The sequence below is a fragment of the Streptomyces sp. NPDC030840 genome (assembly GCF_055572015.1).
In genome coordinates, this window is record NZ_JBVIEE010000004.1 from 302,405 (window position 1) to 316,332 (window position 13,928).

13 protein-coding genes and 1 tRNA gene are annotated in these 13,928 nt (G+C 68.4%); 11 read left to right on the plus strand and 3 right to left on the minus strand.

Going from position 1 to position 13,928, the window contains the following annotated elements:
• The first annotated feature begins 47 nt into the window (after positions 1-47).
• The 8 genes from ACZ49J_RS11725 to ACZ49J_RS11760 all read left to right on the plus strand — a co-directional run bounded on the left by ACZ49J_RS11725 (position 48) and on the right by ACZ49J_RS11760 (position 7,664).
• The gene (locus ACZ49J_RS11725; protein WP_467451345.1) at positions 48-536 is read left to right on the plus strand and encodes a PaaI family thioesterase; all 489 of its coding nucleotides are present in this window, start codon (positions 48-50) and stop codon (positions 534-536) included.
• A gap of 56 nt (positions 537-592) precedes the next feature.
• A complete protein-coding gene (locus ACZ49J_RS11730) occupies positions 593-1,018 on the plus strand; it encodes a hypothetical protein (protein WP_467451346.1) in 426 nt (141 codons plus the stop codon).
• Entirely contained in the window at positions 1,015-1,650 is a 636-nt protein-coding gene (locus tag ACZ49J_RS11735; RefSeq protein WP_467451347.1) for a Tat pathway signal sequence domain protein, read from the plus strand. The genes ACZ49J_RS11730 and ACZ49J_RS11735 overlap by 4 nt, the downstream gene beginning before the upstream one ends.
• 277 nt (positions 1,651-1,927) lie before the next feature.
• On the plus strand, positions 1,928-3,157 hold the full coding sequence (locus tag ACZ49J_RS11740) for a branched-chain amino acid ABC transporter substrate-binding protein (RefSeq protein ID WP_467451348.1): 1,230 nt from the start codon (positions 1,928-1,930) through the stop codon (positions 3,155-3,157).
• 112 nt (positions 3,158-3,269) lie between these two features.
• Positions 3,270-4,202 (plus strand): branched-chain amino acid ABC transporter permease, encoded by a 933-nt coding sequence (locus ACZ49J_RS11745; RefSeq protein ID WP_467451349.1) that lies wholly within the window; start codon positions 3,270-3,272, stop codon positions 4,200-4,202.
• 5 nt (positions 4,203-4,207) lie between these two features.
• A complete protein-coding gene (locus ACZ49J_RS11750; protein WP_467451350.1) occupies positions 4,208-6,034 on the plus strand; it encodes a branched-chain amino acid ABC transporter permease in 1,827 nt (608 codons plus the stop codon).
• Between the two features lie 5 nt (positions 6,035-6,039).
• On the plus strand, positions 6,040-6,951 hold the full coding sequence (locus ACZ49J_RS11755) for an ABC transporter ATP-binding protein (RefSeq protein ID WP_467451351.1): 912 nt from the start codon (positions 6,040-6,042) through the stop codon (positions 6,949-6,951).
• Positions 6,948-7,664, plus strand: a complete 717-nt coding sequence (locus tag ACZ49J_RS11760) for an ABC transporter ATP-binding protein (RefSeq protein WP_467451352.1) — start codon at positions 6,948-6,950, stop codon at positions 7,662-7,664. The genes ACZ49J_RS11755 and ACZ49J_RS11760 overlap by 4 nt, the downstream gene beginning before the upstream one ends.
• 109 nt (positions 7,665-7,773) lie before the next feature.
• Here ACZ49J_RS11760 and ACZ49J_RS11765 read toward each other — a convergent pair whose 3' ends face one another.
• Positions 7,774-8,430: an ANTAR domain-containing response regulator gene (locus ACZ49J_RS11765; RefSeq protein ID WP_467451353.1), complete on the minus strand. Its 657-nt coding sequence runs from the start codon at positions 8,428-8,430 to the stop codon at positions 7,774-7,776.
• Between the two features lie 103 nt (positions 8,431-8,533).
• On the opposite strand from ACZ49J_RS11765, the gene ACZ49J_RS11770 reads away from it, so the two are divergent.
• Together ACZ49J_RS11770 and ACZ49J_RS11775 are read left to right on the plus strand one after the other, a co-directional pair.
• Positions 8,534-8,606: transfer RNA gene (locus ACZ49J_RS11770), tRNA-Leu, on the plus strand.
• Positions 8,607-8,712: 106 nt separating this feature from the next.
• Entirely contained in the window at positions 8,713-9,474 is a 762-nt protein-coding gene (locus ACZ49J_RS11775) for a transcriptional regulator (protein WP_467451354.1), read from the plus strand.
• A 7-nt stretch (positions 9,475-9,481) separates the two neighbouring features.
• Here the strand turns inward: ACZ49J_RS11775 and pyk are convergent, their stop codons facing one another.
• Positions 9,482-10,918: a pyruvate kinase gene (gene pyk, locus ACZ49J_RS11780; protein ID WP_467451355.1), complete on the minus strand. Its 1,437-nt coding sequence runs from the start codon at positions 10,916-10,918 to the stop codon at positions 9,482-9,484.
• A 154-nt stretch (positions 10,919-11,072) separates the two neighbouring features.
• Positions 11,073-11,789 (minus strand): SIMPL domain-containing protein, encoded by a 717-nt coding sequence (locus ACZ49J_RS11785; RefSeq protein WP_467451356.1) that lies wholly within the window; start codon positions 11,787-11,789, stop codon positions 11,073-11,075.
• Between the two features lie 163 nt (positions 11,790-11,952).
• Here ACZ49J_RS11785 and ACZ49J_RS11790 point away from each other — a divergent pair, with 163 nt between their 5' ends.
• The gene (locus ACZ49J_RS11790) at positions 11,953-13,758 is read left to right on the plus strand and encodes a bifunctional metallophosphatase/5'-nucleotidase (RefSeq protein ID WP_467451357.1); all 1,806 of its coding nucleotides are present in this window, start codon (positions 11,953-11,955) and stop codon (positions 13,756-13,758) included.
• The last annotated feature ends 170 nt before the right edge of the window (positions 13,759-13,928 follow it).

Here is a 13,928-nt window from a genome sequence, read left to right on the forward strand (position 1 = left end):
AGCCGGTCGGCCACGGCGAGATCCATGACGAAACGGAGCCGGGCCCCATGGGCGAGCAGCAGCACGTGACGTTCCCGCAAGAGGTCATCGACGAGTACGCGGCCCTCGGCGTCGACATCGTCGCCATGTTCTCCGCGGGGCACCTGGGCACTCGAATAGGCGTGCAGATCGTGGAGGCCTCGCCCGAGCGCGTCGTCGGCACGATGCCCGTGGAGGGCAACACCCAGCCGTACGGGCTGCTGCACGGCGGCGCGTCCGCCGCGCTCGCCGAGACCCTGGGCTCGGTCGGCTCCATGCTGCACGCGGGCAGCTCGAAGATAGCCGTCGGCGTCGACCTGAACTGCACGCACCACCGGGGTGTCCGGTCCGGCCTCGTGACCGGTGTGGCCACACCGGTGCACCGGGGGCGCTCGACGGCGACGTACGAGGTCGTCATCAGCGACGAGCAGGGCAGGCGGGTGTGCAGCGCCCGGCTGACGTGCCTGCTGCGGGACGCGAACCGGGGCGACGCGCGGTACGTCCAGCCGGAGGGCTGACCCGCCCGGGCGCGCCCCCCGTTGATGGCGGGCAGCTGTCCCCTTAGCGTCAGGGCATGACAACGGGAGGGGCCCCCGGACGGGGGGCGGTACTCGGACGGGGGTTCGGGCTGGTGCTGCTGACCGGCGGGCTGGTCATCGGGTGCGGGGGAGCCGGCCCGGACGAGCGGACGCCGGCCGGTGCGCGGGCAGCCACACCAAGCGACTCGTCGCCGTCGGCCACACCCCCCGAGAAGCTGTGCGCGCGGATCGTCGCGTACTGGTCGCGGGAGGTGCTCGACAGCGACACCTACGGCGACTACCAGTCGATGGGGCTGTCCAACGGGCAGTACGAGATCCTGCGGGAGATCGTGGACGCCGCCCGGGCCGAGAAGGAGCGGGCGGGCCGTAAGCCGGCCGAGGAACTGATCGACCGCGAGGCACGCGAGGGCTGCGAGGACTTGTACGTCGACGGCGCCCCGTCCAAGGGGCCCTGGCAGTGAGCGGCGTCGGTCCGGTCGAGCCGGGTGAGGGCACGCGCGCGTGGGACGACGCCCCGGACGCGGGCCCATCGCCGATCGCCGCGCCCCCGCGCGGGCGCCTGGCGCGGCTGTACGCGCGGCGCCGCCGTGCCGTGCTCACGTCCGGGGCGGCCGCCGTACTCCTCGCCGGCGGCGGCTATCTGTACGCGACGCGTCCCCAGGCGCAGCCGCCGCCCCCTCCGCCGTACCCCTCGCAGGTGATCGGCTTCGACTACCTGGGCGCGGAGCGCACGCCCACGACCACTCCGAGCAGGACTTTCAGCTTCGGGGTGGAGGTCACCACCCAGGCCGGACCGCCCATCACCGTCACCCGCGTCACCCAGCCGTACGCCGCTCTTTCCCTCGTCTCGGCGCCCCGACCGCCCTTCCGGGTCAAGGCCGGCTCCCCCCGAAAGATTGTAATAACCATGCATGTGGTGCGCTGCGCGAATACACCGAGGAACGCCGGCCTGCCTTTCCTGGACGTAACTCTGCGTAATACGCGCGCAATAGAAGACCACAGCTTCATCCTGGGCGAGCGCTATGCGCACGACCTCTCAGAGGCCCTTCGAGCCGCTTGCGGCACCAAGCCCCCGTCATCACCAAAGACGTAGAACACTACTGAAACCACCGCTCGACACCCTGCATGTTCTCACTATGCGGACGGGGCGAATCGGCCGGAATTCCACTCTTCCACCCACCCAGTACCGCTCTGCATTACGTCGTGTCATAACAAGAGCGTCACAGCATCGGTCAGACCCTCCTCCACGTTCCCCACACACGCTTAGAGTCACCGCCAGTCACCGCGCCATCGGATTCGAAGATCTTCGGCCCCAGCGCTCGACTCGGCCGCTCCAACAGGTAGGGCCGTGCCACCGGAAAGGACTGATCGTGCGTCAACGTTCGCTCATCGCCATCACCGCCGCGCTGGCGGCGGGAGCACTCACACTCACCGCCTGCGGTTCGCGCGACGAGGGCGGTTCGGACTCCTCCGGCGGCGGTGGCACCAAGGTCGTCATCGGCGTCGACGCGCCGCTGACCGGCGACCTGTCCGCGCTGGGCCTCGGCATCAAGAACTCCGTGGACCTCGCCGCCAAGACGGCCAACAAGGAGAAGACCGTCGAGGGCGTCACCTTCGAGGTACAGGCCCTCGACGACCAGGCTCAGCCCTCCTCGGGCCAGCAGAACGCCACCAAGCTCGTCGCCAACAAGGACGTCCTCGGTGTCGTCGGTCCGCTGAACTCCTCGGTCGCCGAGTCCATGCAGAAGGTCTTCGACGACGCCAAGCTCGTCGAGGTCTCGCCGGCCAACACCAACCCGGCGCTGACGCAGGGCACCGACTGGCAGACCAAGAAGACCCGCCCGTACAAGTCCTACTTCCGCACCGCGACCACGGACGCCATCCAGGGCCCGTTCGCCGCGCAGTACGTCTACAACGACGCCAAGAAGACCAAGGTCTTCGTCATCGACGACAAGAAGACCTACGGCGCCGGACTCGCCGCCACCTTCTCCGAGGAGTTCAAGAAGCTCGGCGGCAAGGTCGTCGGTACCGAGCACATCGACCCCGACACCAAGGACTTCTCCGCCGTCGCCACCAAGGTGAAGAACTCCGGTGCCGACGTCGTCTACTACGGCGGCGAGTACCCCCAGGCCGGTCCGCTGAGCAAGCAGATCAAGGCCGTCGGCGCCAAGGTCCCGCTGGTCGGCGGTGACGGCATCTACAGCGCCGACTTCATCAAGCTGGCCGGCGCCAGCGGCACCGGCGACCTGGCCACCTCCGTCGGCGCCCCGGTCGAGGAGCTCTCGTCCGCCAAGGAGTTCGTCGCCAACTACAAGTCCGCAGGCTACAAGGAGGCCTACGAGGCGTACGGCGGCTACTCCTACGACTCGGCCTGGGCGATCATCGAGGCCGTGAAGAAGGTCGTCGAGGACAACGACGGCAAGCTTCCGGACGACGCCCGCGCCAAGGTCACCGAGGCCATGCAGAACGTGTCCTTCGACGGTGTGACCGGCAAGGTCTCCTTCGACGAGTACGGTGACGCGACCAACAAGCAGCTCACCGTCTACTCCGTCGAGGGCGGCGAGTGGAAGGCCGTGAAGTCCGGTACCTACACCGGCTGACCCCACCCGCACCACTCATTTGAGCCGCGCGGGGCGCTGCATCACAGGCGCCCCGCGCGCACTCACATCCGGTCACATCCCTCGACTATCCGAACGTCTCGGAGGACATGCGGTGAACGAACTGCCGCAGCAGCTGGTCAACGGCCTGCTACTGGGATCCATGTACGGGCTGGTCGCCATCGGCTACACGATGGTCTATGGCATCGTCCAGCTCATCAACTTCGCCCACGGCGAGATCTTCATGGTGGGAGGCTTCGGCGCCCTCACCGTCTATCTCTACGTGCTGCCCGACGGCACGTCCCTGTGGGTGGCACTACCCCTGATGCTCATCGGCGGCATCATCGTCGCGGTACTGGTAGCCGTCGGAGCGGAACGGTTCGCCTACCGTCCCCTGCGCACGGCGCCCCGCCTCGCGCCCCTCATCACCGCCATCGGCCTCTCCCTCGCCCTGCAGCAGGCGGTGTGGGCCTGGTACCCGGACGCCCGGTCCGCGATCACCTTCCCGCAGATCGACGGCGGCCCCTTCGAGATCGGCAGCGTCACCATCCAGACCGGTGACGTCTTCCTGCTGATCGCCGCCCCGATCAGCATGGCGGTCCTCGCGTACTTCGTGATGAAGACCCGCACCGGCCGCGGCATGCAGGCCACCGCCCAGGACCCCGACACCGCCAAGCTGATGGGCATCAACACCGACCGCATCATCGTGGTCGCGTTCGCCCTCGGCGCCACGTTCGCCGCCGTCGGAGCCGTCGCCTACGGCCTCAAGTACGGCGAGGTCCAGTTCCGCATGGGCTTCATCCTCGGCCTCAAGGCCTTCACCGCGGCCGTCCTCGGCGGCATCGGCAACATCTACGGCGCCATGCTCGGTGGCGTCGTCCTCGGCGTCGCCGAAGCCCTCTCCACCGCCTACATCGCCGACATCCCCGGCATGGACCAGTTCGGCAGCCAGTCCTGGGCCAACGTCTGGGCGTTCGTACTCCTCATCCTCGTGCTCCTCTTCAGGCCACAGGGCCTGCTCGGCGAGCGCGTCGCGGACAGGGCGTGACACCGATGACCACACAGACCACAGCACCGAAGACCCCGAGCACCCCCGTCGCCGGCGCCCCCAAGGGCCTCGTCGGCCTCCCGGAGAACATCGGCCGCGCGCTCGCCACCGGCGGTGGCGTCCTCGCCGTGATATCCACATTCCTGTCCTGGACCTGGACCGCCGCGTTCCCCGGCAACCTCACCGTGTACGGCTACCCCGGCGGCCTGCAGGTCCTGGTCCTCATCGGCGGCGCGCTCACCGCGCTGTTCGGCCTCGCCTCGTACGGCGTCAAGGGCCTCGGCTGGCTGGCCCCGGCGGGCGCCGACAGCGCCATCAAGCTGACCGCTCTGGGCACCTTCGCCACCGCCTGGTTCACGATCATCGCGATCAGCGTCCAACTGGGCGGCCTGGTCAACCTCGAACCCGGTGGCTGGGTCGTGGCGGTCGCCACCCTCGCCGCCGTGCTCGGCGCGCTCTCGCTGCCCTTCGAGCGGCCGGAGCCCGACCCGGCCGACCCCGATGACACCGGCTGGGAGCAGTTCCGCCACAACGCGCGCACCAACCTCGCGGTCTTCAAAGCAGCCTTCGCCTCCGGCACGGCCGCCCCGGCCCGCAAGCTCCCCGCCTACGCCGAGATCCTGATCATCGTCGCGGCGCTGGCCCTCGGGCTGACCGTGTTCACGTACGGAATCGGCACCGAGTACGACGAACTGTTCGTCGGCTTCCTCATCACCGCCGGCTTCGGCTTCGCCGCCGCCGCCAAGGCCGGGCTCGTGGCCCAGGTCTCGGCACTCACCGGCAAGCACCGCAACGTCACGATGATCGGCGCGTTCGTCGCGGCCGCGCTCTTCCCCTTCACCCAGTCCGACGACCAGTACGCGACCATCGGCGTCTACATCCTGATCTTCGCGACCGTCGCCCTCGGCCTGAACATCGTCGTCGGCCTCGCCGGCCTCCTCGACCTCGGTTACGTCGCCTTCCTCGGCGTCGGCGCCTACACCGCGGCCATGGTCTCCGGCTCCCCCTCCTCGCCGTTCGACATCCAGCTGCCGTTCTGGGCCTCCGCCGTCCTCGGCGCCGTCGTCGCCATGATCTTCGGCGTCATCATCGGTGCCCCGACACTCCGGCTGCGCGGCGACTACCTCGCGATCGTGACGCTGGGCTTCGGTGAGATCTTCCGAATCACCGTCCTCAACATGGACGGCACCTCCGGCCCCGACATCACCAACGGCTCCAACGGCATCTCGTCGATCCCGAACCTCAACATCCTCGGCTTCGACTTCGGCGCGGAGCACACCATCGCCGGCTTCACCATCGCGCGCTTCGCCAACTACTTCCTGCTGATGCTGCTCATCACGCTGGTCGTCGTGGTGGTCTTCCGGCGCAGCAGCGACTCCCGCATCGGCCGCGCCTGGATCGCCATCCGCGAGGACGAGACGGCCGCCCTGGCCATGGGCATCAACGGCTTCCGGGTCAAGCTCATCGCGTTCGCCCTGGGCGCCGCGCTCGCCGGCCTCGCCGGCACCGTCCAGGCCCACGTGACGTACACGGTGACCCCGGAGCAGTACCAGTTCGCCCACGTCGTCCCGCCGAACTCGGCATTCCTCCTCGCGGCCGTCGTCCTCGGCGGCATGGGCACCATCAGCGGCCCGCTCGTCGGCGCCGCGCTGCTCTACCTGATCCCCGCCAAGCTCCAGTTCCTCGGCGACTACCAGCTCTTCGCCTTCGGTCTCGCGCTCGTCCTGCTGATGCGCTTCCGTCCGGAGGGCCTCATCCCGAACCGGCGCCGCCAGCTCGAATTCCACGAAGACGCGGAAGCACCCACAGTCCTCAGCAAGGCAGGGGCCTGACCACGATGACCACCGACACCACCACCAAGGGCTCCGCCCCGGGCGCCACCGCCCCCGGCGAGACCGTGCTCGACGCACGCGGCGTCACCATGCGCTTCGGCGGTCTCACCGCCGTCCGCAACGTCGACCTCACCGTCAACAGCGGTGAGATCGTCGGGCTGATCGGCCCCAACGGCGCCGGCAAGACCACCTTCTTCAACTGCCTGACCGGCCTCTACATCCCCACCGAGGGCGAGGTCCGCTACAAGGGCAACGTCCTGCCGCCCAAGTCCTTCAAGGTCACCGCGGCCGGCATCGCCCGTACGTTCCAGAACATCCGCCTGTTCGCCAACATGACGGTCCTGGAGAACGTGCTGGTGGGCCGCCACACCCGGACCAAGGAAGGCCTGTGGTCGGCGCTACTGCGCGGCCCCGGCTTCCACAAGGCCGAGGCCGCCTCCCGCGAACGCGCCATGGAACTGCTGGAGTTCGTGGGCCTGGCCGCCAAGGCCGAACACCTGGCCCGCAACCTCCCCTACGGCGAGCAGCGCAAACTGGAGATCGCGCGGGCGCTGGCGAGCGAGCCGGGCCTGCTGCTCCTCGACGAGCCCACCGCCGGCATGAACCCGCAGGAGACCCGGGCCACCGAGGAACTCGTCTTCGCGATCCGCGACCAGGGCATCGCGGTACTCGTCATCGAGCACGACATGCGGTTCATCTTCAACCTCTGCGACCGGGTCGCCGTCCTGGTGCAGGGCGAGAAGCTCGTCGAGGGCGACAGCGCGACCGTGCAGGGCGACGAGCGCGTCATCGCCGCCTACCTCGGCGAGCCCTTCGAAGACGCACCCGGCAAGGAGGAGGTCGCGGAGGTCGAGGCCGCCGAGGCAGCCGCCGAGCACACGACGGACGCCGCGCCCGGCAAGGAGAACGACCGATGACCGCACTGCTCGAAGTCGAGGACCTCCGGGTCGCCTACGGCAAGATCGAAGCCGTCAAGGGCATCTCGTTCAAGGTCGACGCCGGCGAGGTCGTCACGCTCATCGGCACCAACGGCGCCGGCAAGACCACCACCCTGCGCACCCTGTCGGGCCTGCTCAAGCCGGTCGGCGGACAGATCAAGTTCGACGGCAAGTCGCTGAAGAAGATCCCCGCGCACAACATCGTGTCGCTGGGGCTCGCCCACTCCCCCGAGGGGCGGCACATCTTCCCCCGCATGACCATCGAGGACAACCTGCGCCTCGGTGCGTTCCTGCGCAACGACAAGCCGGGCATCGAGAAGGACATCCAGCGCGCCTACGACCTGTTCCCCATCCTCGGGGAGCGCCGCAAGCAGGCCGCGGGCACACTGTCCGGCGGTGAGCAGCAGATGCTCGCCATGGGCCGGGCACTGATGTCCCAGCCCAAGCTGCTGATGCTCGACGAGCCCTCCATGGGCCTGTCGCCGATCATGATGCAGAAGATCATGTCCACGATCGCCGAACTCAAGTCGCAGGGCACGACGATCCTCCTGGTCGAGCAGAACGCCCAGGCGGCACTGTCGCTCGCCGACCACGGACACGTCATGGAGATCGGCAAGATCGTGCTCTCGGGCACGGGCCAGGACCTGCTGCACGACGAGTCGGTGCGCAAGGCGTACCTCGGCGAGGACTGATCACTCCCGGCGAGGACCGACCACCCACACGACGAGGCCCGCGCCCCTCCTTCTCCGGGGGGCGCGGGCCTCGTCGTGTGTGCCGTGCGGTGGGAGCCGCCCGGTGGGATCAGCCCTTGGAGGCCTTCTTCTCCTCCGCGTCCTGGATGACGGCCTCCGCGACCTGCTGCATCGACATACGGCGGTCCATCGACGTCTTCTGGATCCAGCGGAACGCGGCCGGCTCGGTCAGCCCGTACTCGGTCTGCAGCACCGACTTGGCGCGGTCCACGAGCTTGCGGGTCTCCAGGCGCTGCGTGAGGTCGGCGACCTCCTTCTCCAGCTGCCGCAGCTCGTTGAAACGGGACACCGCCATCTCGATCGCCGGCACGACGTCGCTCTTGCTGAACGGCTTGACGAGGTAGGCCATGGCCCCGGCGTCCCGGGCGCGCTCGACGAGGTCACGCTGGGAGAAGGCGGTCAGCATGAGAACGGGCGCGATCGACTCCTCCGCGATCTTCTCGGCGGCGGAGATCCCATCGAGCCTGGGCATCTTCACATCGAGGATCACGAGGTCGGGCCGGTGCTCCCGGGCGAGCTCGACGGCCTGCTCACCGTCGCCCGCCTCACCGACGACGGTGTAGCCCTCTTCTTCGAGCATCTCCTTGAGGTCGAGGCGGATCAGCGCCTCGTCCTCGGCAATGACGACACGGGTCGTCAGCGGAGGCACGTGCGACTTGTCGTCGTCGGGCACGTCTGCGGGCTGGGGCGACTCGGACGTGGTCACTCGGGCTCCTCGTTCACGGGCAGGGGTACTGCTGACAAGAGCGTACCTAGCTGCGGTATGGTGGGGGCACGGCGGGTGACCGCCAACCTTCGTTTTGCAGGAAGCCCCGGTAGCCCAGCGGGAGAGGCACGGTGCTCAAACCACCGACAGCGTGGGTTCGAATCCCACCCGGGGCACTTTTCCTTAGATTCCAAGGTCAGCACTAGAAAGCGGATGTCCACGTTCTCGTGAACATCCACTTTTTGCTGCGTGTCGCAACGATCACTCACGCAGGGTGGCCGCATGTACGACATGGGCACACGCAAGCGAGCGCTGGCGCTCGTAGCACAGGGACGCAGCCTGAGCTCCGTCAGCAAGGAGACTGGGGTCTCCCGGGCAGCGATCCGCTCTTGGCGGACCCGTATCGAGCCACGGGGAGGCACCGGCCGCCCTTGCCCGAGGTGCCAGGATGTGCCTGGCAACCCCGACAACCAGGCGGCGTACGCCTACCTGCTGGGCCTGTATCTCGGCGACGGCTGCATCAACGCTCACCGGCGAGGCGTGTACTTCATGCGCATCGTGCTCGACAATGCGTGGCCCGGCATCATCAATGCGTGCGAAACCGCGATGCGCTCCGTGCGCCCGGACAACAGCGTGTACCGCGTCAAGAAACAGGGCTGCGTAGCGGTCACCGGCTCCAGCAAGCACTGGCCCTGCCTCTTCCCCCAGCACGGGCCCGGCGCAAAGCACAACCGCAAGATCGCACTGGAACCCTGGCAGCAGGAAATCGTCGATGCTCACCCATGGGAGTTCATCCGAGGACTCATCCACTCCGACGGGTGCCGCATCACCAACTGGACGATCCGGCTCGTACGCGGAGTACAGAAGCGCTACGAGTACCCCCGGTACTTCTTCACCAACAAGTCGGCCGACATCATCCATCTCTTCACGGCAACGCTCGACAAAGTCGGGGTCGACTGGAAACAAGCGAACTCACACAACATCTCCATCGCCCGCAAAGCCTCCGTAGCCCTCATGGACGCCCACGTAGGCCCCAAGTACTGAGCGACCGCTACTTGGGGCTGTCGTCCTCCCCGACGTGGTGCACCCGGACCATGTTCGTCGTCCCGGAGACCCCCGGGGGCGAGCCCGCCGTGATCACCACCATGTCGCCCTTCTCGCAGCGGCCGGACCGCAGCAGCAGCTCGTCCACCTGGTCCACCATCGCGTCCGTCGAGCCCCCGTACGGCCCCAGGAAGGTCTCCACGCCCCAGGTGAGGGTGAGTTGGGAGCGGGTGGCCGGGTCCGGGGTGAAGGCGAGGAGCGGGATCGGGGAGCGGTAGCGGGACAGGCGGCGGGCCGTGTCGCCGGACTGCGTGAACGCGACGAGGAACTTGGCGCCGAGGAAGTCGCCCATCTCGGCGGCCGCGCGGGCCACGGCGCCGCCGTGGGTGCGGGGCTTGTTGCGGTCGGTCAGGGGCGGCAGGCCCTTCGCCAGGATGTCCTCCTCCGCCGAAGCGACGATCCGGGACATCGTGCGGACCGTCTCCACCGCGTACTTGCCGACGCTCGTCTCGCCGGAGAGCATCACCGCGTCGGTGCCGTCGATGACCGCGTTGGCCACGTCCGAGGCCTCCGCGCGCGTCGGCCGGGAGTGGTCGATCATCGAGTCGAGCATCTGGGTGGCGACGATGACCGGTTTGGCGTTGCGCTTGGCGAGCTTGATGGCTCGTTTCTGGACGACCGGGACCTGTTCCAGCGGCATCTCGACGCCGAGGTCGCCTCGGGCGACCATGATGCCGTCGAATGCGAGGACGATGTCCTCGATGTTGTCCACGGCCTGCGGCTTCTCGATCTTGGCGATGACCGGGAGGCGGCGGCCCTCCTCGTCCATGATGCGGTGGACGTCCTCGATGTCGCGTCCGCTGCGGACGAATGACAACGCGATGATGTCGAAGCCGGTGCGCAGGGCCCAGCGCAGGTCCGCCTCGTCCTTCTCCGACAGGGCCGGGACGGAGACGGCGACGCCCGGCAGGTTCAGGCCCTTGTGGTCGGAGATCATGCCGCCCTCGACGACGGTGGTGCGCACCTGGGGCCCGTCGATCTCGGTGACCTCCAGGCAGACCTTGCCGTCGTCGACGAGGATGCGCTCGCCGGGGGTGACGTCGTCGGCCAGGCCGGCGTACGTCGTCCCGCAGGTGGTGTGGTCGCCCTCGACGCCTTCCTCGACCGAGATGGTGAAGGTGTCGCCGCGTTCAAGGAGTACGGGCCCTTCGGTGAAGCGGCCGAGCCGGATCTTCGGACCCTGAAGGTCGGCGAGGAGGCCGACGCTCCGGCCGGTCTCGTCGGAGGCCTTTCGTACGCGCTCGTAGCGCTCCTCGTGCTCGGCGTGGCCGCCGTGGCTGAGGTTGAAGCGGGCGACGTCCATTCCGGTCTCGACCAGGGCCTTGATCTGGTCGTACGAGTCGGTGGCGGGCCCCAGGGTACAGACGATCTTTGCTCGGCGCATGGGTCGAGCCTAGGCCTTACCGACCGGTAGGGAATTGGCCGGGCATGACGACTCAACAACCTTTGCATGAAGGGTGGTTGACAAAGGTTGAAGTGTGCGCCGGGGTGCTCCGATGAGCACCCCGGGAGCACTCACTGGCGCTCCTCCGCGCTTCTCACAGCCGGGGCGGTGCCATCGTGAAGCGGGCGTTCACTGATGCGTGGACGCGCTGCCGTTGTGGTTCGAGGTCGAGGGGGGCGGCCGCCTCCGCGGCGTCCGCGGCGTACGCCATGGACCGCATGTGGCCGGGGGCGGGCGCGTACGGCTGGGCGTTCTCGGCGCCGATGTCGGCGAGTTCGACCAGGGCTGTGAGGGTGGTGCCGAGGGCCTCCGCGTATTCGCGGGCGCGGAGGACGGCCTCGCGGACGGCTTGCTGGCGAGCCCGGCGATGGGCGGGCGAGGCGGGGCGCAGTGCCCACCAGGGGCCGTCGACGCTGGTGAGCTCCAGGTCGGCGAGGCGGGTGGTGAGTTCGCCGAGCGCGGTGAAGTCGGTGAGTTCGGCGGTGATGTGGACGCGGCCGTGGTAGGCGTGGACGCGTTCGCCGCGGCCGTGCTTGGTCAGCTCGGGCGTGATGGAGAAGGCGCCGGTCTCCACGTGCTCGACCGCGTCCCCGTACCCCTTGACGAGGTCGAGCACGGTGGCGTTGCGGCGGGTGAGGTCGTCCAGGGCCGCACGCCGGTCCTTGCCGCGGGCGCCGACCGTGACGCCGATGCGGGCGATCTCGGGGTCGACTTCGAGCTGTGCCTCGCCGCGGACGGCGATGCGGGGCGCGTCGGGGGTGCCGTACGGGACGTGGGCTGCTTCGGCGGATGGTTCGGCGGGCGAGGTCATACGCCCCACTCTGTCACGTCTTTCCTGGTTGCGGTGTTGCGGTTCACGGATGAGGTCATCAGATCGAAACCTGCGGGACCTGTTGCGGTCCGTCATGGCCGGGTCAGAATCTACGCGCGTTATCTACGCGCGTTGTTGACCCGTTCCCCGAGGAGTACCCGACATGCCGTTGAACCGCCGGAAGTTCTTGAAGAAGTCCGCCGTGACCGGGGCGGGCGTCGCGCTGACCGGCGCGGTCGCGGCGCCGGGCGCGCAGGCAGCGGAGGCGAGGGGCGCGGGCAAGCGGCCGAAGCGGTACGCGTTCACCGTGCTGGGCACGACCGACCTGCACGGCAACGTCTTCAACTGGGACTACTTCACGGACAAGGAGTTCGACGACAAGGCCCACAACGACGTCGGCCTGGCGAAGATCTCCACCCTGGTGAACCAGGTGCGTGCCGAGAAGGGCCGCCGCAACACCCTCCTCATCGACGCCGGCGACACCATCCAGGGCACTCAGCTGTCGTACTACTACGCCAAGGTCGACCCGATCACCGCCAAGGGCGGTCCGGTGCACCCGATGGCGCAGGCGATGAACGCCATCGGTTACGACGCGGCGGCGCTCGGCAACCACGAGTTCAACTACGGCATCCCGGTGCTGCGCAAGTTCGAGGAGCAGTGCCGCTTCCCGCTGCTCGGCGCCAACGCGCTGGACGCGAAGACGCTGCGGCCCGCCTTTCCGCCGTTCAGCATGCACCGGCTGCGTACCCCGTTCGGCCGTGACGTGAAGGTGGCGGTGCTCGGCCTGACCAACCCGGGCATCGCGATCTGGGACAAGGCGAACGTGCAGGGGAAGATGACGTTCCCGGGCCTGGAGGAGCAGGCCGCGAAGTGGGTGCCGAAGCTGCGCTCGATGGGCGCGGACGTCGTCATCGTGTCGGCGCACAGCGGTTCGTCCGGCACGTCGTCCTACGGTGACCAGCTGCCGTACATCGAGAACGCGGCCGGCCTGGTGGCCGAGCAGGTGCCGGGCATCGACGCGATCCTGGTCGGTCACGCGCACACCGAGATCCCGGAGTACTTCGTCACCAACAAGGAGACCGGCAAGCAGGTCGTGCTCTCCGAGCCGCTGAAGTGGGGTCAGCGTCTGACGCTGTTCGACTTCGAGTTGGTCTGGGAGAAGGGCTGCTGGAAGGTCGAGAAGGTGGGTGCGCGGGTCCTGAACTCCAACACGGTGGAGGAGGACCCGAAGATCACGAAGCTGCTCGCCGACGAGCACGAGAAGGTCGTGGCGTACGTCAACCAGGTCATCGGCACCAACGCCGCCGAGATGACCTCGGCCGAGGCGCCCTACAAGGACGTGCCGATCATCGACCTGATCAACCACATCCAGGCAGACACGGTGAGGCAGGCGCTGGCGGGCAGCGAGTACGCCGCGCTGCCGGTGCTGTCGCAGGCCGCGTGCTTCTCGCGCACCGCCGTGATCCCGGGCGGCGAGGTGACGATCCGGGACGTGGCGGGTCTGTACGTCTTCGAGAACACGCTGGAGGCGCGCCTGATGACGGGTGCGCAGATGAAGGCCTACCTGGAGTACTCGGCGAACTACTTCGTGCAGACGCCCGCGGGCGCCGAGGTGGACCCGGCGAAGCTGACCAACGCGAACGGCACACCGGACTACAACTACGACGTGGTCAGCGGCCTGACGTACGAGATCGACATCGCGAAGCCGGCGGGGTCGCGCGTCACGAACGTGCGGTTCGAGGGCGCTCCGCTCGCGGACGACGCGAAGTTCGTGTTCGCGGTGAACAACTACCGTGCCAACGGCGGTGGCAACTTCCCGCATGTCGCTGCTGCCCAGTTGCTGTGGTCGAACTCGGACGAGATCCGCAACACCATGATCGCGTGGGTGAAGGCGAAGGGGTCCGTCGATCCGGCCGCGTTCGCGGCGGTGGACTGGAGGCTGACGCGCGAGGGCACGCCGGTCTTCTGAGCCCGAGTGGCTGGAGCCTCAGCAGAGTGAGGTCCACGGCGTCGGCGAGGGCCTTCGCGCCGGCGCCGTTGACGTGGAGGCCGTCGCCGCTGCTGGATTCCACGCGGATCCGGGTCGGTGGGTCCGGGTCCGCGACGGCGGCACGAAGGGCGTCGCCGCCGTCGGCCGGG

What these genes read in the sequence shown, in the direction of transcription:
- ACZ49J_RS11725 (WP_467451345.1), top strand. Translation starts at nt 48, where the DNA reads ATGGGCGAGCAGCAGCACGTGACGTTCCCGCAAGAGGTCATCGACGAG.
- ACZ49J_RS11730 (WP_467451346.1), top strand. Translation starts at nt 593, where the DNA reads ATGACAACGGGAGGGGCCCCCGGACGGGGGGCGGTACTCGGACGGGGG.
- ACZ49J_RS11750 (WP_467451350.1), top strand. Translation starts at nt 4,208, where the DNA reads ATGACCACACAGACCACAGCACCGAAGACCCCGAGCACCCCCGTCGCC.
- ACZ49J_RS11755 (WP_467451351.1), top strand. Translation starts at nt 6,040, where the DNA reads ATGACCACCGACACCACCACCAAGGGCTCCGCCCCGGGCGCCACCGCC.
- ACZ49J_RS11760 (WP_467451352.1), top strand. Translation starts at nt 6,948, where the DNA reads ATGACCGCACTGCTCGAAGTCGAGGACCTCCGGGTCGCCTACGGCAAG.
- ACZ49J_RS11775 (WP_467451354.1), top strand. Translation starts at nt 8,713, where the DNA reads ATGTACGACATGGGCACACGCAAGCGAGCGCTGGCGCTCGTAGCACAG.
- pyk (WP_467451355.1), bottom strand. Translation starts at nt 10,918, where the DNA reads ATGCGCCGAGCAAAGATCGTCTGTACCCTGGGGCCCGCCACCGACTCG.
- ACZ49J_RS11785 (WP_467451356.1), bottom strand. Translation starts at nt 11,789, where the DNA reads ATGACCTCGCCCGCCGAACCATCCGCCGAAGCAGCCCACGTCCCGTAC.
- ACZ49J_RS11790 (WP_467451357.1), top strand. Translation starts at nt 11,953, where the DNA reads ATGCCGTTGAACCGCCGGAAGTTCTTGAAGAAGTCCGCCGTGACCGGG.